This window comes from Pseudomonas fluorescens, from assembly GCF_902497625.1.
Lineage (GTDB): Bacteria > Pseudomonadota > Gammaproteobacteria > Pseudomonadales > Pseudomonadaceae > Aquipseudomonas > Aquipseudomonas fluorescens_BQ.
Window position 1 is genome coordinate 1 of the sequence record NZ_CABVGX010000024.1, and the last position, 26587, is coordinate 26587.

The window sequence follows — 26587 nt, forward strand, 5'->3', positions numbered from 1 at the left end:
GTGTGTCGGCATTCTACAGAGGATCGCCAGCGTGTCAACCTTCGATACAGATAAAACTGTTCAGGTTCAATCGCTTAGCAGGACACAAGGCTCGGCGACCCGGCTGAAAGCCACGTATGGCAAGGGCTCCAGCTCTATTAGCCAGTGAGTGTCGATTGAGAAAATAAATTCATCGGTTACTCTTCCTACACAGTACAAAGAAGATTCGCGGTACTGGTGCTATATACAGTTGTCAGTGAGATACTGCGCGTCCTACGCACTTTGACTTCGTTTCTGCCTGATGAACGCCGCTTTTATATGACACAGCGAAAAATCATCCACGTCGACTGCGACTGCTTTTATGCGGCCATCGAAATGCGTGACGATCCTCAACTGGCCGGAAAACCGCTGGCGGTAGGTGGCTCGGCAGACCGCCGAGGGGTTATCGCTACCTGTAACTATGAAGCTCGGGCTTATGGCGTGCGCTCCGCGATGTCGTCGGGGCATGCCCTGAAGCTGTGCCCGGACCTGACCATCGTCAAGCCGCGCATGGACGCTTATAGAGAAGCGTCAAAGGAAATCCACACGATCTTCCGCGATTACACCGAGTTGATTGAGCCGCTCTCCCTCGATGAAGCATACCTCGATGTTTCCGACAGCGCGCATTTCGGCGGCAGCGCCACGCGCATCGCTCAGGAAATTCGAAGACGCGTGTCCAACCAGTTGCACATCACCGTTTCAGCCGGCGTCGCGCCGAACAAGTTTCTCGCCAAGATCGCCAGCGACTGGAAGAAGCCTAACGGCCTGTTCGTCATCACGCCCGATCAGGTCGAAGATTTCGTCAGCGCGCTGCCGGTCAGCAAGCTGCACGGCGTCGGCAAAGTCACAGCGGACAAATTGAACAGGCTCGGTATCGTCGACTGCTCGCATCTGCGTGATTGGAACAAGCTGGCGCTGGTGCGGGAATTCGGCAGTTTTGGCGAAAGACTGTGGAGCCTGGCCCGCGGGATTGATGACCGGCTGGTGCACAACGACAGTCGTCGGCAGTCGATCAGCGTCGAAAACACTTACGACGTCGATTTGCCGGATCTGGTCAGTTGCCTGGATAAATTGCCGGAGTTGCTGCAAACACTGGCGGGGCGCATGGCGCGTATTGACAGCAGCTACCGGCCGGGCAAGCCGTTCGTCAAAGTGAAGTTTCACGACTTTACCCAGACCACGCTGGAGCAGGCTGGGGCAGGGCGGGATTTAGGCAGTTACCAGTTGCTGTTGACTCAGGCGTTCAATCGCGGCGGGAAACCGGTGAGGTTGCTCGGGGTCGGGGTGAGGCTGGAGGATTTGCGCGGTGGGTTTGAGCAGATGGAGTTGTTTGAGCGGTGACAGCCAGAAACTAAAGATCGCAGCCTGCGGCAGCTCCTACGGGGAAACGCATTCCGATGTAGGAGCTGCCGCAGGCTGCGATCTTTTACAAATATTAATTCGGTCCCGGATCCGCGACCAGTCGTCCAGCATCCTTGGTTAGCGACTTCAGAAACTCGGTCTGCAACTCAGGATCATTGCGAGTCAGCTCGATCAGGCTCTGCTCCAGCTCACTGGCTTCTTCCTCCAGACCCAGCTCCGACAGGCGTTTGACCCGGTGCACCCACTGGCTCACTTCGTCATCTTCGAGGTCGTCGTAAATCAGCCCGTGCGCCTCCACCAACTTGCCACGCAGCGTGCTGCTCAGCGCCAGAGTCGAGTCGGAATGCACATCGTCTTGGCTGTCGGTAACGCTGATCTGCAGTTTGCCCAGATGGTTGAGATCATGTTCGGCAAACGGGCTGTCCAGCAGGTTGATTCGCAGAACACCATTCTTGTCCGTGGTCAGCTCGAACGTCTCTTTGCCGGCCTTGACTTCAACCGGACGCTCGCTCCACGGCAGGCTCGAGTATTCGGTGCGCTTTTCGAGCTGCATTTCGTCGATGCCGGCCAGGTTCTGTTGCGCGCGGCCGTTGGACTGCGCGTTCATGAACGGGTTGAGCCCGGCAAATCCGTAACTGAACCAATCGCGGGTCACGCTATCCGGAAGGTTGCCGAGTGCGAACACGTTGACCACGTTCGCGCCGACGCCGCCCACCACCGCCACTGCCCCCAGGGGGATCTCGTAGACTTCGCGCCAGGGCTGGTACGGGGTGTATCGATCGTAGTGGCGAGTGACTTCGAACTCGGTGACCTCGAACGTTTTCTGCTCGTGGATTTTGACCCGACGTTGCGGCAGCTCAAGCACCTTGGGCTCGCCGACATCAATCTGCAGGCTGTGGTCGAGCAGTTTGCGCTCGACGCGTGCCTCGTGCTCGCTGCGTTGCGACATCTGATTGGCGCAGCCGCTGACCAGCAGGGTGCCGCATAACGCGGCACCACCGAGGCCTAAGGTGTTTCGCTTGAACATGACGTCTCTATCTGGTGTCAGCGGCGGATACGGGCCTGGAGGAAGGACAGCACGTCGGCAACCGGTAGCGCTTGCGCTTCAGGTTCGGTACGGCTCTTGTATTCCAGGTTGCCTTCGGCGAGGCCGCGGTCACTGACGACTATCCGGTGAGGGATGCCGATCAGTTCCATGTCGGCAAACTTGATGCCCGGGCTGGTTTTCTTGTCGCGATCGTCCAGCAGCACTTCGAAGCCGGCGGCTGTCAGTTCTGCGTAAAGCTTGTCGGTGGCTTCGCGAACCTGTTCGGTTTCGTAGCGCAGCGGCACCAATGCGACCTGGAACGGCGCCAGGGTGTCGCTCCAGATGATCCCGTTGGCGTCGTTGTTCTGCTCGATGGCAGCGGCCACCACGCGGGAAACGCCGATGCCGTAGCAACCCATTTGCAGGGTGACCGGCTTGCCGTTCTCGCCCAGCACTTCGCATTTCATCGCTTTGCTGTACTTGTTGCCCAGCTGGAATACATGACCGACTTCGATGCCGCGTTTGATTTCCAGCGTGCCTTTGCCGTCCGGGCTCGGATCGCCGGCCACAACGTTACGCAGGTCGGCAACGGCAGGCACTGGCAGGTCGCGCTCCCAGTTGACGCCAAAGTAGTGCTTGTCGTCGATGTTGGCGCCGATGCCGAAGTCGCTCATCAGCTCGACCGAGCGGTCGATGATGATCGGCAGGGGCAGATTCAACGGGCCAAGGGAGCCGGCACCGGCGCCAATGGCGTCACGTAGTTCTGCTTCGGATGCCATGACCAGCGGGCTGGCGACGCCTGGCTGGTTGGCTGCCTTGATTTCGTTCAGCTCGTGGTCGCCACGAATGATCAGCGCAATCAGCTTGCCTGCTTCTTCAGCGTGAACCACAAGGGTCTTGATGGTTTTTTCGATCGGCAGGTTGAAGCCTTCAACCAGTTGCGCGATGGTCTTGGCGTTAGGCGTATCGACCAGGCGCAATTCCTCGCCAGGTGCAGCACGGGAAGTTTCACGGGGCACCGCTTCGGCTTTTTCGATGTTGGCGGCGTAGTCGGAACCGTTGCTGAAGACGATGTCGTCTTCACCAGATTCGGCCAGCACGTGAAACTCGTGGGAGCCAGCGCCGCCGATCGAACCATTGTCGGCTTCAACCGGGCGGAAATTCAGGCCCAGTCGCGTGAAAATATTGCAGTACGCCTGGTGCATGCGGTCGTAGGTGATCTGCAGGCAAGCCTGGTCCGCGTGGAACGAGTAGGCGTCCTTCATGATGAATTCACGGCCGCGCATCAAGCCGAAGCGTGGACGGATTTCGTCACGGAATTTGGTCTGGATCTGATACAGGTTGATCGGCAGCTGTTTATAGCTGCTCAACTCGTTGCGCATCAGGTCGGTGATCACTTCTTCGTGGGTCGGGCCGGCGCAGAAGTCGCGCCCGTGACGATCCTTGAAGCGCAGCAACTCAGGGCCGTACTCTTCCCAGCGACCGGATTCCTGCCACAGCTCAGCTGGCTGGGTGCTCGGCATCAACACTTCGAGAGAACCGGCAGCGTTCATTTCTTCGCGAACGATGGCTTCGACCTTGCGCATGACTCGCAAGCCCATCGGCAGCCAGGTGTACAGGCCCGAGGCGAGTTTGCGGATCATGCCGGCGCGCAGCATCAACTGATGGCTGATGACGACCGCGTCGGAAGGCGTTTCTTTCTGTGTGGCGAGCAAAAATTGACTGGTGCGCATGATAGGCCGTTGTCGGTTGCTGATGACGAGAAATGACGGAGCATTGTACGGGCGAGATCTGCTGGCGTACAGGCGCGGTCGACGGTGTGGCGGCAGGGCGGGAATTTCCGCGCCCTTGAAAACCTTGCAGATTAAACGCCTAGGATTCTTCGGCCACCTGAGTCGGGGTCGCCTCTGGCTTGGGCGTCAGGCGCTCGCGGCGATTCTCCTGATACCAGTGCAATGCGATCAGCACCAGTGTCGGAACCCCCAGCAGCGCAGTGATCAGGAAAAAATTGTGGTAACCGTATTTTTCCACCATGACCCCTGAATAGCCGCCGATCAAACGGGGCAGCAGAAGCATGATCGAACTGAGCAAGGCGTATTGCGTCGCGGAGAACTTCAGGTTGGTCAGGCTCGAAAGGTAGGCGACGAACGCCGAGGTTGCCAGGCCGGAACTGAAGTTGTCGAGCGAAATGGTGCCGATCAGCATGTTCAGGTTGGCGCCCATGTCGGCGAGCATCAGGAATAGCAAATTGGTGCCGGCCGATGTGACACCGCCGATGAACAGGATAGGCAGAATGCCGAAGCGCACGATCAGCAAGCCGCCCATGCCGGCGCCCACCAGCGTCATGATCAGGCCGAAAATTTTGCTGACACTGGCGATCTGATCCTTGGTGAAGCCCTGATCGATGTAAAACACGTTGGCCATCACGCCCATGACGGTGTCCGACATCCGGTAGGTTGCGATCAGCCCGAGCAGTAGCAGCGCTTGCCAGCGATAACGCAGGATGAAGTCGTTGATCGGCGTCAGCACAGGTGCCAGGCCCCGACGGCCGACCGCTGACAGGCACAGGGCCGTCAGCGTGATGTAGAGAATCGCCCGCAGAAATGCGCGGTCCTCGAGCAGCAGATCGAGCAGGCTCATGTCGCCGAACAACACGCTGGCGAAGTCGGTGTTGTAGAGCTGGGTAAACATGGCCGGCACGGAGACCAGTAACACGATCAGGACGAACACCGAGGCCAGTTGATGAACGAAGCTGTAGCGGCCGGCTTGCAGTTGTGTGCGTAGTGGAACCGGTGGTTCGCGCATGAAAAATGAGGTGAGCAGCGCCGGAATCATCAACGCGCCGAACAGGATATAAGTGCCAGCCCATGCCGAATGCTTATAGTTGAAACCGGTAGAACCGAAGCCTTCAGCGAAGAATAGCGCGCCAGCGGTCGCCAGCAGTGCGGCGATTCGGTAACCGGACATATAGCTGGCGGCGAGTGCGGCTTGTCGACTGTCGTCGGCGATTTCCAGGCGATAGGCATCGACCGCAATGTCCTGCGTTGCTGATGCAAAGGCGACAACCACGGCGATTGCGATCAGCCAGGACAGGTGTTTTTGCGGATCGCAGAAACCCATCCCGATCAAGCCGAGGATGACCAGCGCCTGTGACAGCACCAGCCAGGAACGACGGCGACCGAGCTTGCCGAGCAATGGCAGGCGCCATTGGTCGAGCAAGGGTGACCAGACCCATTTAAAGGCGTAGGCCAGACCGATCAGGCTCGCGTAGCCGATGGTTTCGCGGGCGACGCCGGCTTCTCGCAGCCAGACCGAAAGTGTCGAGAACACCAGCATGTAGGGCAGGCCGGCAGCGAAACCGAGCAACAACAGCACAAGTGTCGAAGGGCTGGCATAGGCGGCGAGCGCGGCGCGCCAGGTTTTACGGGGCATGGGCTGAAGTCTGCCTCAAGGTTACGGAAACAAAGCGCGCACTCTAACCGCTGTGCTCTACCGGACGCCAGCCATGACGCTGAATATCAACACGATTATTCAGGATACTGACGCCTTCGGAGCGCAATCTTGCGCGTTGTTCATCGCCTGAAGGGCTGCCCAACGGCAGACTGATCCGACCGCCGGCCCCGAGCACCCGGTGCCAGGGCAGCTTGCTGTCGCCGGGAAGTTGACTAAGCGTGCGGCCGACCCAGCGAGCGGCGCGGCCCAATCCGGCAAGTTCGGCGAGTTGTCCATAACTGACGACCTTGCCTTCGGGCACCTGGGCCAAAGTAAGGTAAAGCGTCGCGCGTCGGATTTGAGCGGGGCTTTCATTTTCAGCAGCGGGATCGTTCACGGGCAGGCCTTGGGCTGTTCGCATTACCGTTTGTAGAGTAATCCCCAAATACGGGGATGAGAAAGGAACTCAATAGAATTAGTTGAGTCAGTGCATGCTAGGGTCTTATTCCTCCGGATAATTCCGACTTTTTTCGCAATCTTGAGCCTGTATTTGCTTATGGTGTCCAGAACTCTGCTGTGCCTCGCTGTCCTCAGTGCTTCCACTCCTTTGCTCGCTGACACCGTATGGTTGAAGAACGGTGACAAGTTGAGCGGCAAGATCACCTTGTTTGATGGTGGCAAACTCCTGATCCAGACCGAATACGCCGGTGCCGTGCCGATTGACTGGAAGCAGGTCAAAACGCTGGAGAGTGATCAGGAGTTGCTGGTCAAGCAGGATGCCTACACCGGCGAGAAGGCCAAGTCACTGCATGCGGCTGACGATGGCAAGGTGACGCTGGAAAACGGCGAAGCACCCAAGACTGTCGAGTTGGCCAGCATCCAGCAGATGCTGAAACCCAAGCCAGTGGTCGAAGACCTGGTGTGGAAGGGTAATGTCGATATGGCGCTGGATTATCAGCGAGCCGAGAAAGACACCGATGATTACGACATTGACTTCAAAACCTCTGCGCGTCACGGCAAATGGCGCCACACCGCGGAAGGTGAGTACAACCGCGAGTTCCAGGATGATGTGGTCACCACCGACAACTGGCGTGGCGAGTACTCACTCGACCGCTTCCTGACCGATAAATGGTTCTGGCAAGGTCGCGGCGTCTACAAGCGCGACAAGGTTGAAGACCTGGCACGCCAACGTACTGTCGGTACCGGCCCGGGTTACCAGTTCTGGGACGACGAGCTTGGCGCGTTCTCCCTGGGCTCGCTGCTTAACCGTACGGATTACGAGTACGCGGACGGCGGCAAAGAGAACTTCTATTCTCTGGCCATGAAGTGGGACTACAACCGCTACCTGATAGGCAAGCAGGTTGAATTCTTCACCAATGGTGAGGTGGGCAAGCCACTATCCGGCGTGGCGGATTACGCGCTGGATGCCGAGGTGGGTCTGCGCTACAAGGTCACCGAGTGGGCATCGCTTAACCTGAAGGCCGAGCGAGACGTCATCAGCGGCACCAACGATGCCGATCTTGAGAAGACCCGTTACACCGCAGGCTTTGGTGTGGCCTGGTAAGCAGGTAGAGCTTTATAGCTGTAGATCAAAAGATCTCAGCCTGCGGCAGCTGCTACAGGATGAATATGCCTTGTAGAAGCTGCTGAAGGTTGCGATCTTTTTTATGCCTGACAAAAATCTACAGGCACAAAAAAGCCCCGCTTTTGAGGGCGGGGCCTTTTACTAAAGCAAGTACAAGTTAGATAACTTGTACTTCTTCAGCTTGCATGCCTTTCTGACCGCGGGTAGCGATGAAAGAAACCTGTTGGCCTTCTTTCAGGCTTTTGAAGCCGTCGGATTGGATAGCTTTGAAGTGAACGAACAGGTCGTCACCGGATTGTGGAGTGATGAAGCCGAAGCCTTTTTCATCGTTGAACCACTTAACGGTACCGGTTTGGCGATTAGACATGGTGTAACTCCTTGAACAAAGATAACTGCGACGCAGGAAGAACCCTGGCCGAGACTGAGTGCAAAGAGCAGGAAAAATTCTTGTAGATGGTTGGATCGAAATTCAACATATCGTGTAGAGATTCTCAGTGACACAAGCAGCACAGTGGCGCCACCTTAACCCTTTTTGCCGAACGTGCCAATGCTTCTTGCGAAGGTTTCTCTAAAATCATGACTGACGGTGCGGGGTATTGGCGTCAAGGCCCGGAATTTACGGGGGATCGACGAGAATGCAGCGGCGGAACTTTGAACCGGCCGCGCACCCCGGTAAGATGCCGGACAGATTTTTTCCACCTCGCTATTCAGGACACCCGCCATGAGCATCAAATCGGACAAGTGGATTCGCCGCATGGCGCAAGAGCACGGCATGATCGAACCTTTCGTCGAGCGTCAGGTGCGTGGCGAAGGCGCCGAGCGAGTGATTTCCTACGGTGTGTCGAGCTATGGCTACGATGTGCGCTGCGCTGACGAATTCAAAGTGTTCACCAACATCAACTCGGCCACCGTCGACCCGAAGAACTTCGACGAGAAAAGCTTCGTCGACGTTAAGAGTGACGTCTGTATCATCCCGCCTAATTCGTTCGCTCTGGCTCGCACCGTGGAGTTTTTCCGCATCCCGCGCAACGTGCTGACCATCTGCCTGGGTAAAAGCACCTACGCGCGTTGCGGCATTATCGTCAACGTGACGCCGCTTGAGCCGGAGTGGGAAGGCCACGTGACTCTGGAATTCTCCAACACCACCACATTGCCGGCGAAAATCTACGCCAATGAAGGCGTCGCACAGATGCTTTTCTTCGAATCCGACGAAGAGTGTGAAGTCTCCTACAAGGACCGTGGCGGCAAGTATCAAGGGCAACGCGGCGTCACTTTGCCACGCACTTGATCGATCCTTCTGCCAGGTCTTGGGAATTCTTCTGCACAGAAACACTCTATTGAGTGTACTGCCCGGTTAGCGCACAGCAAACCGGGCCATTGCTCAGGAGTGCTCTATGAAGATCGATCCGCGAATAAGTGCCGAACTGGCAAGGCTTGAGCCCAATCAGGTTGGCGTCATGGCCTGGTCCTTGTTGGCACATCCACCACTCAGCATGGCAGGGGGCATTCCCGGCCAGCCTGATCCTGATACCCCGAATGAACAACCGACCGAACCGGGCGTGCCCACTCTGCCGGATGAGCCGCCACCGGCGCCGGTTGCCTGACAGATTTGCCTTATCGCCGGTCGCATGACCGGCGATTTCTGTAGGAGCAAGCTTGCTCGCGATACCGTTGTACCAGTCACCAGGTTACTGACTGATTAACCGCCTTCGCGAGCAAGCTTCGCTCCTCCAGGATGCTAAACCTCAACTGACCGGCCAGATCTCGTTATCGCCGATCACGAATATCCTGCAGCTCTCATCCCGCTCAACCTGATACCCACCTGTAAATGCCCCAAAGGCAGGCAGCAGGCTAATCTCCCCGCCGAATTTGAAACATGCCAATCGCAGGCTCTGGCGGCCGCGTCCATGTAGTCGGTAGACGGGGTGCACATGGCCAGCCAAAACGTGACGACTCGGGTGAGGGTCAGGCTCGTGCTGAAGCGCGAACGGTCCCAACAGCAAGGGCTCCGGCACCACGCGAATGTTCAGGGAGGCGGGCGGGTCGCCGGCGCGCTTGTCGTGGTTGCCGCGGATCAGCGTCATCGGCAGATCACGGTGCTGCTCCCGCCACCGGGCCAGCGCTTCCAGCGTAGCTTTTGCGTGGGAGCCGGGACCGTGCAAAAAGTCCCCGAGAAAAATCAGCTGCCGGCAGGGCAATGCCTCGAGAAGAGCGTTCAACACCGAGATATTGCTCGAAGTCGTGCCTTGAGGCACCGGTTGGCCGAGACTTCGATAAGCGGCGGCTTTGCCAAAGTGCACATCGGCGATCAGCAACGCCTCCTGTGCCGGCCAGTAGATGGCTTTCTCCGGCAGTAGCCAGAGCTCTTCGCCCGCCAGTTTTATAGGATAAGGCGTGCTCATCAGTCCTTCCCTGTTTCGGCAGTTTTCTCGAGATCGCTGACCATGCGTCTGATGCGGTCGGCGAGTTTTTCCGAACTCATGCTTTCGCGCATGCGCTCGACCAGCAGCGGAAATCCTAAAGGCGTAGGACGTTTGATGAGGTGCAAGTCCATTCTTAACGTGTTGAGCCGCGCCAATGTCTGCTCCAGGCGATGAATATCCAGTTCTTCGCGCAGGACTTCTTCCCCGGCCTGCGCCAGCAAAAGATTATCTGCGTCGTATTGCTTGAACACCTGAAAAAACAACCCGCTCGACGCCTGAACCTGGCGCGTACTTTTCGGCGCACCCGGGTAGCCGGCGAACACCAGCCCGGCGATACGGGCAATTTCGCGAAAACGTCGCAAGGCAAGCTCACCGGCGTTCAAGCTGGCGAGGACGTCCTTCAACAGAAATTCCGGACTCAACAACTCGGCATTCAAATGTTCGGACCAATCGATGTACGTGGCGCTGAGCAACTCCAAACCGTAATCGTTGACCGCAATGGAAAACGTCACCGCCACGCGTTGACTCACCCGCCAAGCCAACAAACTCGCCAGGCCTAAATGCACCTGACGGCCGGCGAATGGGTAGAGAAACAAATGCCAGCCTTCGCGAGACTTCAGCGCCTCGGCCAGCAGGCTGTCTTCGGTCGGCAATCCTGACCACTGCTGTTGCACTTCAAGCAGTGGCCGCAACGCACGCATTTCCGGGCCCATGAATTCACCCCGGGCGGCTGCGCCAAAGCGCACGACCACCGCATGGGCCAGCTCATTGGATAGGGGCATGCGTCCACCATTCCAGCGCGGCACGGCAGCTTTTTTCGCGGTGCTGCGTTTGACGTACGCCGTCATGTTTTCCACTCGCACCAACTCGAGCACGCGACCGGCAAACAGAAATCCGTCCCCAGGTTTCAGACGCGCGATGAACCCTTCCTCGACGCTGCCCAATTGCTTGCCGCCGCCGCCCTTGCTCCAGAATTTCAAATTGATACTGGCGTCGCTGACGATGGTGCCGACGCTCATGCGATGACGTCGGGCCAGCCGCGCATCGGGTACGCGCCAGACGCCGTGCTCATCCGGCTCGACGCGGCGATAATCCGGATACGCTGTCAGCGAAAGACCACCGTGGCGTACGAATGCCAGGGCCCAGACCCAGTCTTCAGGCGTGAGATCACGGTAAGCCCAGGCACCACGTACCTCTTCGTACAAATCATCGGGCAAAAACCCACCGCCCAGGGCCATGCTGACCAAATGCTGCACCAGCACATCCAGTGGTTTGTGCGGTGAGGCACGGGGCTCGATCTGTCGTTGCGCCACGGCGTCTTGTGCGGCGATCGCTTCGATCAATTCCAGGCTGTGGGTCGGCACCAATGTGACTCGCGACACTCGCCCCGGTGCGTGACCGGAGCGACCGGCCCGTTGCATCAGCCGCGCCACACCTTTAGCCGAGCCAATTTGCAGCACGCGTTCCACCGGCAGGAAATCCACACCGAGGTCCAGGCTCGAGGTGCACACGACGGCCTTGAGCTGGCCGTCCTTGAGGGCGCGTTCGACCCAGTCGCGGGTCTCGCGCGATAGCGATCCATGGTGCAAGGCGATGATGCCCGCCCAGTCCGGGCGAGCGTCCAGCAAGGCCTGATACCAGATCTCCGATTGTGCACGAGTGTTGGTGAAAACCAGGCAACTGGGGCTGGAGTCCACCTCGGCGACCACCTGCGGCAGCATCTTCAAACCGATATGTCCCGCCCAGGGAAACCGCTCGGTAGCCGGCGGCAATAGGGTGTCGACGCGAAGGTCCTTGCTCGACTTTCCCTGCACGCTGATCCCGCCACCCTGTGGGATCAACACCTGTTCGGCGTGAGCCTGATTACCCAGGGTCGCCGAAACACCCCAGACGATCAGTTCCGGGTTCCACCGACGCAAGCGCGCCAGCGCCAGTTGCAGTTGCACGCCACGTTTGTTGCCAAGCAATTCATGCCATTCATCCACGACCACCATTCGCAGGGTCGACAGTGCGGTGTGTGCGTCGGCGCGGGCGAGCATCAGAGTCAGGCTTTCGGGGGTGGTGATCAGTGTGGTGGGCGCGCGGCGGCTTTGCCGGGCGCGCTCGCTGCTGCTGGTGTCGCCCGTGCGAACGCCGACAGACCACGGGATCTGCAAATCGAGCAGCGGCGCTTCGAGTGCGCGTGCGGTATCCGCGGCGAGGGCGCGCATCGGGGTTATCCACAGCACCGTCAGCGGTTCGGCGACCGGTTTGCGTTTGCGCGGTTTTTCAACCGGAGGAGTCAGGCGCGCGAAGCGATTGAGCGCTGCAAACCACACTGCATAGGTTTTACCGGCGCCGGTGCTGGCGTGCAATAAACCGGAGTGGCCGTTTTTGACCGCTGACCACACCTGTTTCTGAAAGGCGAAAGGCTGCCAGCCGCGAGCGGTAAACCATTGTTGAGCAAAGTTGGGGGATTTTCCCATGCCGGCCGTGTGCGCTCTGAAAGTGTTCTTTCAGTGACCACGGCGGCATGGGACAAGTTTAATCGGCTCGCGCCCGGACCAACCTCGGCGCCTGCAAGGCGCGGGCGTTACTTGAGATTGCCGCTGAGGAATTGCTGCAGGCGTTCACTCTTCGGGTTGCCCAGCACATCTTCCGGTGCGCCTTCTTCCTCGACCAGCCCCTGGTGCAGAAACAGCACCTGACTCGACACCTTGCGCGCAAAGCTCATTTCGTGGGTGACCATGATCATCGTCCGGCCTTCTTCGGCCAGGCCCTGAATCACCTTCAGCACTTCGCCGACCAGCTCCGGATCAAGCGCCGAGGTCGGTTCGTCGAACAGCATGACTTCCGGCTCCATCGCCAGCGCACGGGCAATCGCCACGCGCTGCTGCTGACCGCCCGACAGAAACGCCGGGTACTGATCCGCCACGCGAGCTGCCAGGCCGACCTTGTCGAGATAGCGTCGGGCGCGGTCTTCAGCTTCCTTTTTGTCACAGCCCAATACGCGGCGCGGGGCCATGGTGATGTTTTCCAGTACCGTCATGTGGCTCCACAGGTTGAAATGCTGGAACACCATCGCCAGACGTGTGCGGATCCGCTGCAACTCGTCGGCATCAGCCACATGGATGCCGTGGCGATCCTTGACCATGCGGATGTCCTTGCCATCCAGGCTCATGGTGCCTTCGTTGGGTTGTTCGAGAAAGTTGATGCAGCGCAGGAAGGTGCTCTTGCCCGAACCGCTGGCGCCGATCAGGCTGATCACGTCACCGGTGTTGGCCTTGAGCGAAACGCCTTTGAGCACATGGTGGTCGCCGTAGCTCTTGTGCAGGCCTTCGATGGTCAGTTTGTACATGGGACATGCATCCTCAAGGCGAAAGTAGGTAGCCGCTGCGATAGGCTTCGGTGCCCGCGACGTGGGCGATCACCATGCCGGCAGTGGCCATGCGCCGCCGCGAGCGGGCGTACATCAACCCGGCGGCGGTGCAATGAATGGGGGTGACGTGGTTCAGGATCGGGTCAATGATTTCCGCGATCAATTGCCCGGCCTGCAGGTATTCGCCCGGCAGTGCGGTGAACACCAGCAAGCCGCCGACGGGCGTGGCGACGGGTTCGACGGCGGCGAGCGGAGTCGCCGGGTAGGGCAGCTCCGGCAGCGGCCGCGACTCGCCGGCGATGGCGCCAAAATGGATCAGGTAGTCGATCAGTGCCTGGCAGTCGAGGCTGGCCAACGGGTGATTGACGTCCCCTTGCCCGCGCAATTCGACCGTCACCGAAAAGCTGCCCATGGGGATCTTGAACTGCTCGCCAAAACGTTCGTTCAATTGCCACCACAGCAGCGTAAAGCACTCATCGAACGACTGACCGCCGGAATCGGTCGCCAGCAGGCTGGCCTCGGCGCCGATGTAGCGGGCCAGCGGTTCCACTTGGGGCCAGGCTTGCGGCGTAGTGTAAAGGTGCGCGACGGCTTCGAAATCGCAGTGCAGATCGAGCACGATATCGGCATCACAGGCCAGACGTTGCAGGATCAGGCGTTGGGATTGCAACTGAGTGCTGGCGGTCTGCCGCGCCAGCGCATGGCGCAGGCTGGTGCGGATCAGTTCAAGGTTGCGCCGCGGATCGTCACTGAGCTGGCCTTCGATCTCATTGCCGACCTCTTCACTGAGGTCGACGAACCAGCGATTGAAGTTTTGTCCGCTCTCCAGATCATAGCGACCCAGCGGCACGTCCATCAGCACTTGCTCGAGACCGACCGGGTTGGCGACCGGCACCAGCACGATTTCACTGCGCAGGCGGCCGGCAGCTTCCAGTTCCGCCAGGCGCTGTTTGAGGTGCCAGGCCACCAACATGCCGGGCATTTCATCGGCGTGCAGGGAAGCCTGAATATAGATCTTGCCTTGGGCCGAGGTCGGGCCGAAGTGGAAGCTGTGGATCTGTCGAGCGGTCCCCGGCAGCGGGGCCAGCAAGTCATGAATCTGGTGGCGCATGTCTCTTTATTCCTGAAGCGGGTCTCAGTGGGTCGGCCCGAGAAAAGCCAGCCATCGGCGTTCGGCGAGGCGAAACAGGCCGACCAGCGCAAAGGTAATGGTCAGGTAGATCAGTGCGGCAATGCCGAACGACTGAAAAGTCAGGAAGGTCGCCGAGTTGGCGTCCCGCGCGACTTTGAGAATGTCCGGAATGGTTGCCGTGAATGCCACGGTGGTCGAGTGCAGCATCAGGATCACTTCGTTGCTGTAATAAGGCAGCGAACGACGCAGGGCGGACGGCATGATCACGTAGGCATATAGCTTCCAGCCGGTAAGACCGTAAGCTTTGGCGGCCTCGACTTCACCGTGGTTCATGTTGCGAATCGCGCCGGCGAAAATTTCCGTGGTGTAGGCGCAGGTGTTGAGGGCGAAGGCGAGGATCGTGCAGTTCATCGCATCACGAAAGAACGCATCGAGTATCGGCTGCTCACGCACGGCCGCCAGGCTGTAGATGCCGGTGTAGCAGATCAGCAACTGGATATACAACGGCGTGCCGCGAAACAGGTACGTGTAGAACTGCACCGGCCAGCGGACGTAGAAATGAGGCGATACCCGCGCGATGGACAGCGGTATCGACACCACAAAGCCTATCAGGATCGAGATGCTGAGCAGCCACATCGTCATGGCCAGGCCAGTAATGTTGTAACCGTCGGTATAGAGGAAGGGTTTCCAGTATTCCTGCAGGAGTTCGATCATCGTACGGCCTCCCGGGAACCGGCGGCGTACCGGCGTTCGAGCCAGCGCAGAATCAAGTTGGATGCACTGGTGATGAGCAGGTAGATCAACGCTGCCAGCACCAGGAAGTAAAACAGTTGATAGGTGCTTTTACCGGCGTCCTGAGCGGCTTTCACCAGGTCGGCGAGGCCGATGATCGACACCAGCGCGGTGGCCTTGAGCATCACCATCCAGTTGTTACCGATGCCAGGCAGGGCAAATCGCATCATCTGCGGAAACACAATGATCCAGAAGCGCTGGCCGCGCTTGAGGCCGTAAGCCGTGGCCGCTTCGACCTGACCGCGGGGAACCGCAAGGATCGCGCCGCGGAAGGTTTCGGTGAAATACGCGCCATAGATGAAACCCAAGGTCAGCACGCCGGCACTGAACGGGTTGATCTCGATGTATTCCCATTCCATGAAATCGGTGAAGGTGGTCAACCAGGTTTGCAGGCTGTAGAAAATCAGCAGCATCAGCACCAGGTCCGGGACCCCGCGAATCAGCGTGGTGTAGAGCTGTGCCGGCAAACGCACGAGTTTTACTTTGGACAATTTGGCACTGGCGCCCAGCAGGCCGAGCAACACGGCCACCAGCAGCGACAACGCCGACAATTTGATGGTCATCCAGGTGCCTTGCATCAGCAACGGGCCGAAACCCTGGAGGCTGAAGGCGGAGAGCCCCAGATTTTCTAAGAGGTTTTCGAACATGGAAACAGCAACCTGATCAGGTGAAAAAAGCGCCCATCAGACGATGGGCGCCGGGCATCATTTGCCGCTGTAGAGATTCAGATCGCCGAAGTGTTTTTTCTGAATGGTGGCGTAGGTGCCATCATCATGTAACGCTTTGATACCTTTATCCAAAAGCGCTTTCAGCTCGGTGTTACCTTTACGGATGCCGATCGCGGTTTTCGACGGCAACAATTCGCTGTCGACCGGTTGGCTGACTTCGTAGCCTTCACCTTTTGGCGACTTCAAAAAGCCCAGTTCTGCTTGCAGCATGTCCTGAATGGCGGCGTCGAGACGGCCCGAAGTCAGGTCCGAATACACCTGGTCCTGGTTCTGATAGGCCTGGGTTTTGACCCCGGCCTTGTCCAGTACAGCTTTGGCGTAGGCTTCCTGAATGGTGCCTTGCTCGTAGCCAACGGTTTTGCCTTTGAGCGAAGCGGCGTCCGCGCTCAGGCCGGAACCCTTCTTGAATACGTAGGCGGTAGGACCGGAGAACAACTCGTTAGAGAAGTCGATGACTTTCTCACGGGCCGGGGTGACGGTCATTGAGGAGATCACGCCGTCGAATTTATTGGCTTTGAGGCCAGGAATCATGCCGTCGAAATCGCTTTCAACCCATTTGCATTTGACCTTCAGCTCGGCGCAGATCGCGTTCCCCAGATCAATGTCGAAACCTACCAGGTTGCCATCAGCCGCTTTCGACTCGAATGGCGCGTAGGAGGGGTCAACACCAAAACGCAATTCCTTGTATTCCTTGGCCAGCGCGGAGCCAGCGGCCACGCACAATGCCAGTGCAGAAAGGGTCAGCAATGCTTTTTTCATTATTCAATCCCTAAGAACCAATATGAGCGCTTGTGGCGCAGAATTATTGTTACTGCAAAGCGTAAGACCGGGTGAAGGTAGCAATTTCCGAACCAGAGTCCCGAACAAGTGTTTTAAAAGGTGAATCAAGAAGTGGCAAGAAGAAAATGGTGCGCGTGAATGATCGAGGTGAAATTGCTGCACCAAATCAGTTCAGGACCACTGAGATACCTGTAGGAGTGAGCCTGCTCGCGAAAGCTGTTCGTCCTTTACATTTAATTGACTGGCACGCCGCTATCGCGAGCAGGCTCGCTCCCGCAGGGGTATGCAGCCGACGCAGGATTTGTGTCTGGTGATTTATTTGTAGGAGTGAGCCTGCTCGCGAAAGCTGTTCGTCCGTTACATCTTGATTGACTGGCACGCCGCCATTGCGAGCAGGCTCACTCCCAAAGGGGCTATGCAGCCGACGCAAGATCGGTGTCTGGTGATCTAATGGTAGGAGTGAGCCTGCTCGCGAAAGCTATTTGTCCGTTACATCTTAATTGACTGGCACGCCGCTATCGCGAGCAGGCTCGCTCCCACAGGGGTATGCAGCCGACGCAGGATTTGTGTCTGGTGATTTATTTGTAGGAGTGAGCCTGCTCGCGAAAGCTGTTCGTCCGTTACATCTTGATTGACTGGCACGCCGCTATCGCGAGCAGGCTCACTCCTACAGGGTTTCGGTCAGCCCAACAGGTCTTGCAGCGTCGCCAGGTTGTCGGCCTCTTCGACAGTCTTGTCCTGCCGCCAGCGCAGCATTCGCGGGAAGCGCACGGCGATCCCGCTCTTGTGCCGCTTGGACAGGGCTATTCCTTCAAAGCCCAATTCAAACACCAGGCTCGGTTTGACGCTGCTAACCGGCCCGAATTTCTCCACCGTGGTTTTGCGCACAATGCTGTCGACCTGGCGCATCTCGGCATCGGTCAGGCCGGAGTAAGCCTTGGCGAACGGCACCAGCGTGCGCTCGCTGGATTCCGGTGGGCCATCCCACACAGCGAAGGTGTAATCGCTATAAAGACTGGCGCGTCGACCGTGGCCACGTTGCGCATAAATCAAGACGGCATCGACGCTGAACGGGTCGACCTTCCATTTCCACCACACGCCCATGTCTTTGGTGCGGCCCACGCCATACAGAGAGTCGCGCGCTTTCAGCATCATGCCTTCAACGCCCAGGCTGCGTGACGCTTCGCGCTGGCGGGCGAGGTCTAACCAGTCGTCGCCGGCAAGCACGGGCGAGGGCAGCAGCACCGGGCTGGCGCAGTCGGCGATCACCTGATCCAATTGCGCACGGCGCTTGGCCTGAGGCTGATTGCGCCAGTCTTCACCCTGCCATTCCAGCAAGTCGTAACCGAGCACAACGACTGGCACATCTTCGAGGATCTTCTTGCCGAGTGTCTTGCGGCCGATGCGCTGTTGCAGCAACGCGAATGGCTGCACGGCAGGCGCAGTCGGCGCCTGCGGATCAAAAGCGTCTTGGGTATCCGGAGTCGGGGCTTTCCAGACGACGATTTCCCCGTCGATCACGGTACCGTCCGGCAGGCAGTGGGCCAGACTGTCGAGCTCCGGAAAACGCTCGGTCACCAGCTCTTCGCCACGCGACCAGACCCACAGCCGGCCATCGCGCTTGACCACCTGCGCGCGAATGCCGTCCCACTTCCACTCCACTTGCCAATCGCTGGCCGGGCCCAGCAGCGATTCAAACTGTTCGACCGGTTGCGACAGCGCGTGAGCGAGAAAAAACGGATACGGCTGGCCGCCACGCTGGGCATGCTCGTCGGACGATTCCGCCGCGATCAATTTGAGATAGCTGGCCGCATTCGGCCGATTGGACAGATCCGTGTAACCCACCAGCCGCTGAGCTACCCGTTTGCTGTCGAGATGAGCCATGGAGGCTAGCGCGCGGGTCACCAGCAGTTTGGAAACGCCGACGCGAAAGCTGCCGGTGATCAATTTGATGCACAGCATCAGGCTGTGACGGTCCAGCTGCGCCCACAATTGCGGCAATCTCTCACCCAATACTTCGGGGGACTCGCCGCGCAAGGGCAGCAGTTTTTCTTCAATCCACGTTGCCAGGCCATCGGTGGAACTGTGCAGTGCCTCGGGCAGTACCAGGGATATGGTCTCTGCCAGATCGCCGACCGCTTGATAGCTTTCTTCGAACAGCCAGGTCGAGAGCCCGGAATATTCCACGGCCAATTCGCGCAGAATTTTGGCCGGTACTAATTGACGCGGACGGCCGCCGGATAAAAAGTACACAGCCCATGCCGCATCTTCGGGCTCGGCCTGGGCGAAGTAGCGCTGCATCGCTGCCAGTTTGGCGTTGCTGGAAGTGGTGGCGTCGAGGTCGGCGTACAGCTCGGCGAAGGCTTTCATGCCTGCACCTCGGCGCTTTCGGCCACTGCGTTTTCTTCCTCATCATCACAGTATTCGGTGTTGAAACCCTGCGCATCGAGACCTTTTTCGCGCAGGTGCCGCACCAGCACGCCGATCGAGCCGTGGGTGACCATGACGCGTTCGGCACCGGTCTGCTCGATGGCCCACAGCAGGCCCGGCCAGTCAGCGTGATCGGACAGCACGAAACCACGGTCGACGCCACGCCGGCGCCGGGTGCCGCGCAAGCGCATCCAGCCGCTGGCGAAGGCGTCGCTGTAGTCACCGAAGCGCCGCATCCAGGTACTGCCGCCAGCGGAGGGCGGGGCAATGACCAACGCTTTGCGCATCATCGGATCGGTTTTTTTGACTTCGCCGGCATAAATCGTGGGCGGGATATGAATGCCGCCCTCGCGATAAACCCGGTTCAGCGGCTCGACCGCACCGTGAGACAGAATCGGCCCGATACTGGCATCGATGCCGTGAAGAATCCGCTGGGCCTTGCCGAACGAATAGCAGAACAGCACGCTGGCCTTGTCGACCGCCGCATTGGCTTGCCACCACTGATTGATTTCGTCGAACACTTGCGCCTGGGGTTGCCACCGATAGATCGGCAGGCCGAAGGTCGATTCGGTGATGAAGGTGTGGCAGCGCACCGGTTCGAACGGTGCGCAGGTGCCGTCCGGCTCAATCTTGTAATCGCCCGAGGCGACCCAGACTTCACCGCCGTATTCCAGGCGCACCTGGGCCGAACCGAGGACATGGCCGGCGGGATGGAAACTCAGGGTGACGCCGTGGTGCAGCAACCGTTCGCCGTAGCGCAGGGTCTGCAAATTGATGTCCTGACCGAGTCGCGAGCGCAGGATCCCTTCACCGGATGCGGCGGCCAGATAATGCTGATTACCGCCCCGGGCGTGATCGCCGTGGGCATGGGTAATCACCGAACGCTCGACCGGGCGCCACGGGTCGATATAAAAATCTCCGGCGGGGCAGTACAAACCTTCGGGACGAGCGATAACAAGATCCATGGGCTGACCAAATGGATGGATTTGTTAGGTATGAGGCGGGGGCGAGGGGAGAAGTTCTATCGAGATATCTGCAGCGTGGCGCAGTCCCTGTGGGAGCCAGCCTGCTGGCGATGGCGGCGTGTCATTCACCAAAAAAGTGTCAGACAGTTCCTCATCGCTAGCAGGCTAGCTCCCACAGTAGGGTGGATTATTTGCCGGGAGTCAGGGTCAAGCGCTTGTTGCCATAGGCCTTGTCGAAGTTCTGCGGCTGCATCGGCAAGCTCATGTACCGGCCCTTGAGCCACGGATCAACGCTATCGAGGTAATTGGGGCTGGCAGGATTACCCGATTGCCCCGTGCCGTTCTGCCCCATCAGCGGCTCGGCCTGGCCGAAGTCGACGATCAAACGCATGCCCGGTGCCAAGGTGGTGTTGAAGTCCTTGCCCCAGGCAAACGCCGCACTGTTGAGCGTGGTGTGATCACCGCCTGCCATGAGCGGGCCGCGCACCGTCTGGCCACTGCTGTTTTTCCATTCGTAGCGGTGCAGTTTGCCCCATTGCCAGGCCTTATGATCACCGCCCAGCTGGTTGTCGCCAGCGGTTATCGCGGCCGCGAGGGCGCGTGCGACGATGGCAGGTTTGTCCTCTTTTTGCGCAGTGCGCAGGTCATCCCAAAACGGACTGTCCTCGCGACCGAGCAAGTGATCGGCCTGCGCCGAATAGGACAATTGCCCGTTAGCGATAAAGGCTTTCCACGCCGGGCCGTCTTCGGCACCCAGTTCGTCGAGGAACGTCTGCCGTGCGCTTTCCTGCAGGAACAACTCATAAATTGCCGCGTCGGCGGACGTCGCAGCGAGTTTGCCGTCGAACGCCATCAAGCGAGCCAGGGCCTCGCGAGCCTTTGGCTGATCCGTCGCAGGCAACGCTCCAATTGCCTGTTTGAGCGGCTGCGCCATGCCCGGCGCGGCAAACATTTTCTTCAGTTTGGCGGCGAACGTGGTGGTCTGATCGTATTGCATGGCGATCACGCTGCGCGTGTCGTGCTTGCCCGCCCCGGCCATCTCCGCCAAGCGTTCGCCACGTTCCGGCGCCGACCACGAATTGGACAGCTGCATACCGTAGCCATCAGGAATGACCCGCTGGTTGGCGGTGCCCAACCAGCCCTGTGCCGGATCCTGATCGTAGGGGTGCAGCATCGGATCGGCATAACCGTCCCAATCATAACGACCTTCCCAGCCCGGCGATGGCAGCAAGCCTTCGCCTTCTCGACGATTCGGATAGCGACCGGTCACTTGCCAGCCAATGTTGCTGGCGTCGGCGAACACCAGGTTCAGGGTCATGGCGCGAATTTCGCGGCTCGCATCTGACGCTTTTTCGACGTTCTGCGCCCGGGACAGGTCGAAGAAGGCGTCGAGCGATTTGTCATCGGTGAAGTTCGGCGTTTGCAGGGCCAGGCCGAGGCTGTTGCCGAGCGCGGTGCCTTGGGTGCTGTTAAGCAGCGGGCCGTGGCGGGTTTCGTACACGGCTTCGCGGATCGGGCGCTGACCTTTGACGAAGTAGGTTTCGTTGCGCACGATCACCGGCTGCCATTTACCGTTCACCTCGTAAGACAAACCATTGCCCTGGCGCCTGATTTTTTCCAGGAACAGGTCCTGGTTGTCGCCCATGACCGAGGTCATGCTCCAGGCGACTTTGCCGTTGAAACCACCCAGCACCATGGGCAGCCCGGCGATGGTGACGCCGGATGCCTGATATTTCGGCGCACGGATTTGCACATGACTGAACAACGACGGCACGCCCAAGGGTCCATGGCTGTCGCTGGCCAGCAGGCTCTTGCCACTGCGGCTGCGCTGCGGCGAGATCGCCCAATTGTTTGATGAGGTAGCGCCGAGCAGATTCAGATCGGCCAGTTGCCGGGTGGCTTTACTGATTTCTGCAAGACCGGCAATCGCGCCGTTGAGCTTAACGCCCTGAAGTTTCTCGACTTCTCCAACCGGCAGCTTTTCATCGGGTGCGGACGGCGCCAGCCAGGCAAGTTTGTCGGTGGCGACCGTCTGTGCAAGCACCAGGGAGGAAATCTCTTCCGGCAGGTTCGCTGACTGGCTGAAATTGAGCAGGCAGAAGATCAGCGCCGAATCTTCCGGCTTCCAGTATTCGGGCTTGTAGCCAGTGGCTGCGAGGTCGGCCGGGAGTTTGTCGCCGAAGCGGAACAGATAGGCATTGACCCCGCGCGCGTAGACTTCGAAGAAGCGTTTCAGGCGCGGCGAAGCAGCCTTGTAGAGCTCGGCGGCGTTCTTCTTCAGATTGACTGCACGCATGTAGCGATCGGCATCAAGCAGGTCGGCGCCATACATCTCCGACAAACGGCCCTGCGCCAACAGGCGCAGGGTAGCCATTTGCGTCATGCGGTCGGTGGCGTGCACGTAACCGAGAGCGAACAGCGCGTCGTGGAAATTGCTGCTTTCGATCAACGGCATGCCCATGGGATTGCGGCGCACCGAAACGTTTTGCGCCAGACCTTTGAGCGGCTGCACGCCAATGGTCGGCTGGAGCGTGCCCTGAGTATTCCAGGTCTGACAACCGGCCAGGCTCAGAGCACCGGCCACTGTTGCGGCAACGCCGAACCGGGGAAGAAAATGTAAGAGGGCTGGCGAAGCCATGGCGAAGCTCCTGCGGGGGTAGAGGCGCAATAAAGCCGCTACGTTAGAGAGCAGGAGGTGGCCGCGCAAGCGGGGTTTCGGGTTATTTCAGAATTTGTCCGCCGAACCGCATCAGTGTGGACGATGCATGACCCGTGGTGAGGGGGCTTGCCCGTGGTGAAGGGGGCATGCCTGTGGTGAAAGGGGCATGCCTGTGGTGAAGTGGCTTGCCTGTGGTGAAGTGGCTTGCCTGTGGTGAAGTGGCTTGCCTGTGGCGAGGGGGCTTGCCCCCGTTGAAGTGCGCAGCACTTCCCCTCCACCCTCCGCATTAACTCACGAATCCGGTGCCGGGATGACGACTGCGTTGCAGTCGAACGGGGGCAAGCCCCCTCGCCACAGCAAGCCCCCTCGCCACAGATAGTGCTCGCCGCCATAGATATTGCTCCCCACAGATAGCACTCGCCACAGACAGCGCTCCCCATTGCAACTCCCCTCGCCCAGGTTGGTATCGGCTCAGGATTTTGGCGGATTCACCTTGTTCACCAGCTCATACGCCTTCACCGTCGCCGGACGGTTCTGGATATGATTGAACCAGCGCAGAACATTCGGAAAATCCTCAAGTTTCTGGCTTTGCCACTTGTGGGAAACGATCCATGGATAGATCGCCATGTCGGCGATGCTGTATTCACCGCCAGCGACAAACTTATTGCCTGCCAGCTGCTTGTCGAGCACGCCATAAAGCCTGGCCGTCTCGTCGATATAGCGCTTGATCGCGTAAGGAATTTTCTCCGGCGCGAACTGACTGAAGTGATGATTCTGCCCGGCCATCGGCCCCAGTCCGCCCATCTGCCAGAACAACCATTGCAGCGCCTGCTGACGGCCACGCAGATCGTTGGGCAGGAACTGGCCGGTTTTTTCCGCCAGGTACAGAAGGATTGCACCCGACTCGAACAGCGCCAGCGGTTCACCGCCATCAACCGGCTGATGATCTACGATCGCCGGGATTTTGTTGTTCGGTGAGATCTTCAAAAATTCGGGTTTGAATTGGTCGTTCTTGCTGATGTTGATCGGGTGGACGTTGTAAGGCAGGCCGGCTTCTTCCAGGAAGATCGAGACTTTGTGGCCGTTGGGGGTGGTCCAGTAATACAGGTCGATCATGAAATTCTCCAAATCAAGAGACGTCGTTACTTGCGCACAGCAAATGTCGGCATCAGGTCGTCCTGTTTGCCTTGCCTGTAAGAGGAGGTGATGCTGAAGTGTGGAAAATTCAATGACCCTGGTTGAGAAAAGTCGGCATGGAGCTTCAGAAAAGTGCGGCCCTGATCATTATCGATCAGCAAAAAGGCATCCTTCATCCCCGACTGGGTCGCCGAAACAATCCTCAAGCCGAAGAGCGAATCGTACAGTTGCTGGCCTTTTGGCGGCTGACCGGGCGACCGGTGATTCATGTTCAGCACCTGTCCCGTTCGCCGGATTCGGTGTTTTGGCCCGAGCAATCGGGGGTGGAATTTCAAGAGCGATTTTTGCCGCTGGCCGGTGAGCAGTTGATTCAGAAACAGGTGCCAGATGCGTTTTGCACGACGAGGCTGGAAACACATTTGCGCCAGACGGGGACCGAGCAGCTGGTGATCGTCGGCGTCGCGACCCACAACTCGGTGGAGTCGACCGCGCGCACGGCCGGCAACCTCGGGTTTGCAACGTGGGTGGTGGAGGATGCGTGTTTCACCTTCGACAAGGCGGATTATTTTGGCAACCTGCACTCAGCTGAAGTGGTGCACGCCATGTCGCTGGGGAATATGCACGGGGAATACGCCACGGTCATCGCCTGCGCAGATCTTCTGAAGGCGGCGGAGACCCTGTAGGCGCCGAGCGGGCTCGCAAAAGCGTTGTCATTGAAAAGTCGATGGTGAACAGGCTGACGCTATCGCGAGCAGGCTCGCTCCCACATCTGATCCATGTTGCGGCGTAGAACCTGTGCGAACCTTCCCGGTCAAGCAATTCAGCGGGCGGAGACAACCTCCGCCCGAAGCATCAAGCGCCGTGGCACTTCTTGAATTTCTTGCCGTTGCCGCATGGGCAAGGATCATTGCGGCCAACGTCTTTCAAAGCGTTGCGCACCGGTTCCTGCTGAGCGTGGCCGCAGTTCGGGCCGTGTACGTGGCCATGGTCATGATCATGATGGTGGACTTCGTGATGGTCATGGTCGTGGTTGCAATCAGGGCCATGAACGTGAGGTTGCTGGGTCATCGGTTTTGCTCCGGAATAAAATCGGCGGGGATTATCACGCCATTACGCTTCAGGTGCACGTAGTGCGCGATGAATAGGCCGGTTTCCATCTCGCCCTCCAGACGATAGGGAATGGGCTGGTCGGATTTTTTCAGCATTTTCACCAGCTCCCGCACTTTGGGCCACAGGTTGGTACGGATCGGCACCTTGAAATACGCGCTGCGCTTTGGCCCCACTGTAAACCAATGTTCGTGTTCGCCTTCGGTCAGCAGAATAGTGCCCAGATGAATGCGGTATTCCAGGCCTCGCACGGTCAGGTCGCTGTCGTCGGGGTTGTCGACGCGAAAATGCAGCAGGAAACGTTGCTGCATCAGTTTGGCTTGAACGACTTCGACCCTGACCAGATGCACCTGCGGCTCTGGCCGGTCGTCGCTAAACCATGACGCGCAGCCGCTGAGCCCGAGAATCAGGAATAGGATCGATAAATAGAGTGCGAGTCGCCGGGTGATCATGGTTGTGTCTCCCTTGAGCCCCCAGTTTAGCCCTGAAAGATCGCAGCCTTCGGCAGCTGCTACAAAGATCGCAGCCTTCGGCAGCTGCTACGAAGATCGCAGCCTTCGGAAGCTGCTACAGGGCGCTAGCTGCCGAAATATCCCGCGCAGCACTTCTTGAATTTCTGCCCGCTGGCGCAAGGGCATGCATCGTTACGCCCGGCCTTGAGTTGCACGGTCGGGTCGATGAAGTACCAGCGTCCGCTGTTCTGCACAAACGAAGAGCGTTCGCGGTGGCTGTGCTCGCCGCTGCCGTCGTGCCAGCGCGCGGTGAAGGTCACGAAGGCATGTTCCGGCTGACCGCCCAACACTTCGCAACCCTCCACCTCAAGGCCCAACCAGGTGCTGCGGGCACTCCAGTCGCTCATCGACTGACGGTCCAGCCCGGTCTGTTGCGCCGGCAGGGTGGTCGCCACCAGATAGTCGACCAGTCCCAAAACATAAGCGCAATAGCGCGAGCGCATTAACGCCTCGGCGCAGGGTGCGGGATGGCCGGCATGGTAATGGCCGCAGCAGGCGTCCAGCGGGGTGCCGCTGCCGCAGGGGCAAATGGATGTACTCATTGCGTTACCACCAATATTTCCCAAAGTTTTCCGGATTGGCCCAGAAGCGTGAATTGAGCCAGTCGGGTACCTGTTTGTAATCAAGCAAATCATAGGTGAACAGGGTCAGCACCTGATCGTCGCGCTGGAAGCGTTCGCTGGCTTGCAGCGCCAGGGAAAAAAAATCAGTCTCTTGCCAGCCACTCGCAGCAAGATCCGCCAACACCGCGATGCGACTCGCGTTGAGATTACGGATCCCGCCTAATAGATTCAGGCCATCGCGCTTGGGCAAATGTTCCAGGCAATCGACCGCCAGCGCCAGGTCAAACCTGCGTGCGGCCAATGCGGCGGGCAGCGGGCCAGGAGCGGCATGCGCAACACAGGTGTCCGGGTGCGCAAGCTTGAACGCCTCCAGGGCGGGAAATTCGCTGGCGCCGATCAGCAACAATTGCGCCGGGGCGTAACGATCGAGCAAAGCGGCCACCGCCTGCTGTGGTGTGCGCGGAGAAATACCTGCGGTCATCGAAGATCCTCAATCAGAATCTCAAGACTAGCCTGCCCGAGGGTTCAGACATAGAGCCATCTCGCGGCAAGAGAGCCGATCAACTGCGAACGCGGG

26 protein-coding genes are annotated in these 26587 nt (G+C 58.9%); 5 read left to right on the top strand and 21 right to left on the bottom strand.

Going from position 1 to position 26587, the window contains the following annotated elements; genetic code table 11:
- Window positions 1-297 precede the first annotated feature (297 nt).
- The gene (gene dinB / locus F8N12_RS15805) at window positions 298-1359 is read left to right on the top strand and encodes a DNA polymerase IV (protein ID WP_150581268.1); all 1062 of its coding nucleotides are present in this window, start codon (window positions 298-300) and stop codon (window positions 1357-1359) included.
- A 94-nt stretch (window positions 1360-1453) separates the two neighbouring features.
- Here dinB and F8N12_RS15810 read toward each other — a convergent pair whose 3' ends face one another.
- From F8N12_RS15810 to F8N12_RS15825, 4 genes are all read right to left on the bottom strand, one after another.
- Window positions 1454-2407 (bottom strand): hypothetical protein, encoded by a 954-nt coding sequence (locus F8N12_RS15810; RefSeq protein ID WP_150581269.1) that lies wholly within the window; start codon window positions 2405-2407, stop codon window positions 1454-1456.
- A 17-nt stretch (window positions 2408-2424) separates the two neighbouring features.
- Window positions 2425-4140: a proline--tRNA ligase gene (locus F8N12_RS15815; protein WP_150581270.1), complete on the bottom strand. Its 1716-nt coding sequence runs from the start codon at window positions 4138-4140 to the stop codon at window positions 2425-2427.
- 139 nt (window positions 4141-4279) lie between these two features.
- Window positions 4280-5839 (bottom strand): AmpG family muropeptide MFS transporter, encoded by a 1560-nt coding sequence (locus tag F8N12_RS15820; RefSeq protein WP_150581271.1) that lies wholly within the window; start codon window positions 5837-5839, stop codon window positions 4280-4282.
- Between the two features lie 43 nt (window positions 5840-5882).
- The gene (locus F8N12_RS15825) at window positions 5883-6260 is read right to left on the bottom strand and encodes an MGMT family protein (protein WP_412072151.1); all 378 of its coding nucleotides are present in this window, start codon (window positions 6258-6260) and stop codon (window positions 5883-5885) included.
- Window positions 6261-6395: 135 nt separating this feature from the next.
- Here F8N12_RS15825 and F8N12_RS15830 point away from each other — a divergent pair, with 135 nt between their 5' ends.
- Window positions 6396-7403: a DUF481 domain-containing protein gene (locus tag F8N12_RS15830; protein ID WP_150581273.1), complete on the top strand. Its 1008-nt coding sequence runs from the start codon at window positions 6396-6398 to the stop codon at window positions 7401-7403.
- 178 nt (window positions 7404-7581) lie between these two features.
- On the opposite strand, the gene F8N12_RS15835 is transcribed toward F8N12_RS15830, so the two are convergent.
- On the bottom strand, window positions 7582-7791 hold the full coding sequence (locus F8N12_RS15835; protein ID WP_002554837.1) for a cold-shock protein: 210 nt from the start codon (window positions 7789-7791) through the stop codon (window positions 7582-7584).
- Between the two features lie 354 nt (window positions 7792-8145).
- On the opposite strand from F8N12_RS15835, the gene dcd reads away from it, so the two are divergent.
- Both dcd and F8N12_RS15845 read left to right on the top strand, forming a co-directional pair.
- Window positions 8146-8712 carry a dCTP deaminase gene (dcd, locus tag F8N12_RS15840; protein WP_028622498.1) on the top strand — a complete coding sequence of 189 codons (567 nt, stop codon included), beginning with the start codon at window positions 8146-8148 and terminating at the stop codon, window positions 8710-8712.
- A gap of 106 nt (window positions 8713-8818) precedes the next feature.
- Entirely contained in the window at window positions 8819-9028 is a 210-nt protein-coding gene (locus F8N12_RS15845) for a hypothetical protein (RefSeq protein ID WP_150581274.1), read from the top strand.
- 141 nt (window positions 9029-9169) lie between these two features.
- On the opposite strand, the gene pdeM is transcribed toward F8N12_RS15845, so the two are convergent.
- The 12 genes from pdeM to F8N12_RS27905 form a co-directional block, all read right to left on the bottom strand.
- Window positions 9170-9826, bottom strand: a complete 657-nt coding sequence (pdeM, locus tag F8N12_RS15850) for a ligase-associated DNA damage response endonuclease PdeM (protein ID WP_150581275.1) — start codon at window positions 9824-9826, stop codon at window positions 9170-9172.
- Window positions 9826-12312: a ligase-associated DNA damage response DEXH box helicase gene (locus tag F8N12_RS15855; protein WP_150581276.1), complete on the bottom strand. Its 2487-nt coding sequence runs from the start codon at window positions 12310-12312 to the stop codon at window positions 9826-9828. Before F8N12_RS15855 ends, pdeM begins: the two co-directional genes overlap by 1 nt.
- Before the next feature lie 107 nt (window positions 12313-12419).
- Window positions 12420-13184 carry an ABC transporter ATP-binding protein gene (locus tag F8N12_RS15860; RefSeq protein WP_150581277.1) on the bottom strand — a complete coding sequence of 255 codons (765 nt, stop codon included), beginning with the start codon at window positions 13182-13184 and terminating at the stop codon, window positions 12420-12422.
- 13 nt (window positions 13185-13197) lie between these two features.
- Window positions 13198-14316: a succinylglutamate desuccinylase/aspartoacylase family protein gene (locus tag F8N12_RS15865; protein WP_150581278.1), complete on the bottom strand. Its 1119-nt coding sequence runs from the start codon at window positions 14314-14316 to the stop codon at window positions 13198-13200.
- A 24-nt stretch (window positions 14317-14340) separates the two neighbouring features.
- Window positions 14341-15051 carry an ABC transporter permease gene (locus F8N12_RS15870; RefSeq protein WP_150581279.1) on the bottom strand — a complete coding sequence of 237 codons (711 nt, stop codon included), beginning with the start codon at window positions 15049-15051 and terminating at the stop codon, window positions 14341-14343.
- Window positions 15048-15776 carry an ABC transporter permease gene (locus F8N12_RS15875; RefSeq protein WP_150581280.1) on the bottom strand — a complete coding sequence of 243 codons (729 nt, stop codon included), beginning with the start codon at window positions 15774-15776 and terminating at the stop codon, window positions 15048-15050. The genes F8N12_RS15870 and F8N12_RS15875 overlap by 4 nt, the downstream gene beginning before the upstream one ends.
- Before the next feature lie 57 nt (window positions 15777-15833).
- Window positions 15834-16616 carry a transporter substrate-binding domain-containing protein gene (locus tag F8N12_RS15880; protein ID WP_150581281.1) on the bottom strand — a complete coding sequence of 261 codons (783 nt, stop codon included), beginning with the start codon at window positions 16614-16616 and terminating at the stop codon, window positions 15834-15836.
- 702 nt (window positions 16617-17318) lie between these two features.
- Window positions 17319-19007, bottom strand: a complete 1689-nt coding sequence (locus F8N12_RS15885) for an ATP-dependent DNA ligase (RefSeq protein WP_150581282.1) — start codon at window positions 19005-19007, stop codon at window positions 17319-17321.
- Window positions 19004-20032, bottom strand: coding sequence for a ligase-associated DNA damage response exonuclease (locus F8N12_RS15890; RefSeq protein ID WP_150581283.1), 1029 nt, complete (start codon window positions 20030-20032; stop codon window positions 19004-19006). Before F8N12_RS15890 ends, F8N12_RS15885 begins: the two co-directional genes overlap by 4 nt.
- A 187-nt stretch (window positions 20033-20219) precedes the next feature.
- Window positions 20220-22670 (bottom strand): penicillin acylase family protein, encoded by a 2451-nt coding sequence (locus F8N12_RS15895; RefSeq protein WP_150581284.1) that lies wholly within the window; start codon window positions 22668-22670, stop codon window positions 20220-20222.
- A gap of 492 nt (window positions 22671-23162) precedes the next feature.
- Entirely contained in the window at window positions 23163-23807 is a 645-nt protein-coding gene (locus F8N12_RS15900; protein WP_150581285.1) for a glutathione S-transferase N-terminal domain-containing protein, read from the bottom strand.
- Between the two features lie 26 nt (window positions 23808-23833).
- On the bottom strand, window positions 23834-24097 hold the full coding sequence (locus tag F8N12_RS27905) for a hypothetical protein (RefSeq protein WP_224787712.1): 264 nt from the start codon (window positions 24095-24097) through the stop codon (window positions 23834-23836).
- Between F8N12_RS27905 and F8N12_RS15905 the strand changes: the two genes are divergently transcribed.
- A complete protein-coding gene (locus tag F8N12_RS15905; RefSeq protein WP_263596519.1) occupies window positions 23996-24511 on the top strand; it encodes a cysteine hydrolase family protein in 516 nt (171 codons plus the stop codon). The two genes, F8N12_RS27905 and F8N12_RS15905, sit on opposite strands and share 102 nt — an antisense overlap.
- A gap of 169 nt (window positions 24512-24680) precedes the next feature.
- Here the strand turns inward: F8N12_RS15905 and F8N12_RS15910 are convergent, their stop codons facing one another.
- From F8N12_RS15910 to F8N12_RS15925, 4 genes are all read right to left on the bottom strand, one after another.
- Window positions 24681-24896, bottom strand: a complete 216-nt coding sequence (locus F8N12_RS15910) for an SEC-C metal-binding domain-containing protein (protein WP_150581287.1) — start codon at window positions 24894-24896, stop codon at window positions 24681-24683.
- Window positions 24893-25387: an LEA type 2 family protein gene (locus tag F8N12_RS15915; protein WP_150581288.1), complete on the bottom strand. Its 495-nt coding sequence runs from the start codon at window positions 25385-25387 to the stop codon at window positions 24893-24895. Before F8N12_RS15915 ends, F8N12_RS15910 begins: the two co-directional genes overlap by 4 nt.
- Window positions 25388-25512: 125 nt before the next feature.
- Window positions 25513-25989 (bottom strand): YchJ family protein, encoded by a 477-nt coding sequence (locus F8N12_RS15920; protein ID WP_150581289.1) that lies wholly within the window; start codon window positions 25987-25989, stop codon window positions 25513-25515.
- Between the two features lie 4 nt (window positions 25990-25993).
- Complete coding sequence (locus tag F8N12_RS15925) at window positions 25994-26491, bottom strand: DUF6231 family protein (protein ID WP_150581290.1); 498 nt, start codon at window positions 26489-26491, stop codon at window positions 25994-25996.
- Window positions 26492-26587 lie beyond the last annotated feature (96 nt).

Bases quoted from the DNA above. Each gene is read 5' to 3' on its own strand.
- dinB (WP_150581268.1), top strand. From the start codon at position 298: ATGACACAGCGAAAAATCATCCACGTCGACTGCGACTGCTTTTATGCG.
- F8N12_RS15810 (WP_150581269.1), bottom strand. From the start codon at position 2,407: ATGTTCAAGCGAAACACCTTAGGCCTCGGTGGTGCCGCGTTATGCGGC.
- F8N12_RS15815 (WP_150581270.1), bottom strand. From the start codon at position 4,140: ATGCGCACCAGTCAATTTTTGCTCGCCACACAGAAAGAAACGCCTTCC.
- F8N12_RS15820 (WP_150581271.1), bottom strand. From the start codon at position 5,839: ATGCCCCGTAAAACCTGGCGCGCCGCGCTCGCCGCCTATGCCAGCCCT.
- F8N12_RS15825 (WP_412072151.1), bottom strand. From the start codon at position 6,260: ATGCGAACAGCCCAAGGCCTGCCCGTGAACGATCCCGCTGCTGAAAAT.
- F8N12_RS15830 (WP_150581273.1), top strand. From the start codon at position 6,396: ATGGTGTCCAGAACTCTGCTGTGCCTCGCTGTCCTCAGTGCTTCCACT.
- F8N12_RS15835 (WP_002554837.1), bottom strand. From the start codon at position 7,791: ATGTCTAATCGCCAAACCGGTACCGTTAAGTGGTTCAACGATGAAAAA.
- dcd (WP_028622498.1), top strand. From the start codon at position 8,146: ATGAGCATCAAATCGGACAAGTGGATTCGCCGCATGGCGCAAGAGCAC.
- F8N12_RS15845 (WP_150581274.1), top strand. From the start codon at position 8,819: ATGAAGATCGATCCGCGAATAAGTGCCGAACTGGCAAGGCTTGAGCCC.
- pdeM (WP_150581275.1), bottom strand. From the start codon at position 9,826: ATGAGCACGCCTTATCCTATAAAACTGGCGGGCGAAGAGCTCTGGCTA.
- F8N12_RS15855 (WP_150581276.1), bottom strand. From the start codon at position 12,312: ATGGGAAAATCCCCCAACTTTGCTCAACAATGGTTTACCGCTCGCGGC.
- F8N12_RS15860 (WP_150581277.1), bottom strand. From the start codon at position 13,184: ATGTACAAACTGACCATCGAAGGCCTGCACAAGAGCTACGGCGACCAC.
- F8N12_RS15865 (WP_150581278.1), bottom strand. From the start codon at position 14,316: ATGCGCCACCAGATTCATGACTTGCTGGCCCCGCTGCCGGGGACCGCT.
- F8N12_RS15870 (WP_150581279.1), bottom strand. From the start codon at position 15,051: ATGATCGAACTCCTGCAGGAATACTGGAAACCCTTCCTCTATACCGAC.
- F8N12_RS15875 (WP_150581280.1), bottom strand. From the start codon at position 15,776: ATGTTCGAAAACCTCTTAGAAAATCTGGGGCTCTCCGCCTTCAGCCTC.
- F8N12_RS15880 (WP_150581281.1), bottom strand. From the start codon at position 16,616: ATGAAAAAAGCATTGCTGACCCTTTCTGCACTGGCATTGTGCGTGGCC.
- F8N12_RS15885 (WP_150581282.1), bottom strand. From the start codon at position 19,007: ATGAAAGCCTTCGCCGAGCTGTACGCCGACCTCGACGCCACCACTTCC.
- F8N12_RS15890 (WP_150581283.1), bottom strand. From the start codon at position 20,032: ATGGATCTTGTTATCGCTCGTCCCGAAGGTTTGTACTGCCCCGCCGGA.
- F8N12_RS15895 (WP_150581284.1), bottom strand. From the start codon at position 22,670: ATGGCTTCGCCAGCCCTCTTACATTTTCTTCCCCGGTTCGGCGTTGCC.
- F8N12_RS15900 (WP_150581285.1), bottom strand. From the start codon at position 23,807: ATGATCGACCTGTATTACTGGACCACCCCCAACGGCCACAAAGTCTCG.
- F8N12_RS27905 (WP_224787712.1), bottom strand. From the start codon at position 24,097: ATGAATCACCGGTCGCCCGGTCAGCCGCCAAAAGGCCAGCAACTGTAC.
- F8N12_RS15910 (WP_150581287.1), bottom strand. From the start codon at position 24,896: ATGACCCAGCAACCTCACGTTCATGGCCCTGATTGCAACCACGACCAT.
- F8N12_RS15915 (WP_150581288.1), bottom strand. From the start codon at position 25,387: ATGATCACCCGGCGACTCGCACTCTATTTATCGATCCTATTCCTGATT.
- F8N12_RS15920 (WP_150581289.1), bottom strand. From the start codon at position 25,989: ATGAGTACATCCATTTGCCCCTGCGGCAGCGGCACCCCGCTGGACGCC.
- F8N12_RS15925 (WP_150581290.1), bottom strand. From the start codon at position 26,491: ATGACCGCAGGTATTTCTCCGCGCACACCACAGCAGGCGGTGGCCGCT.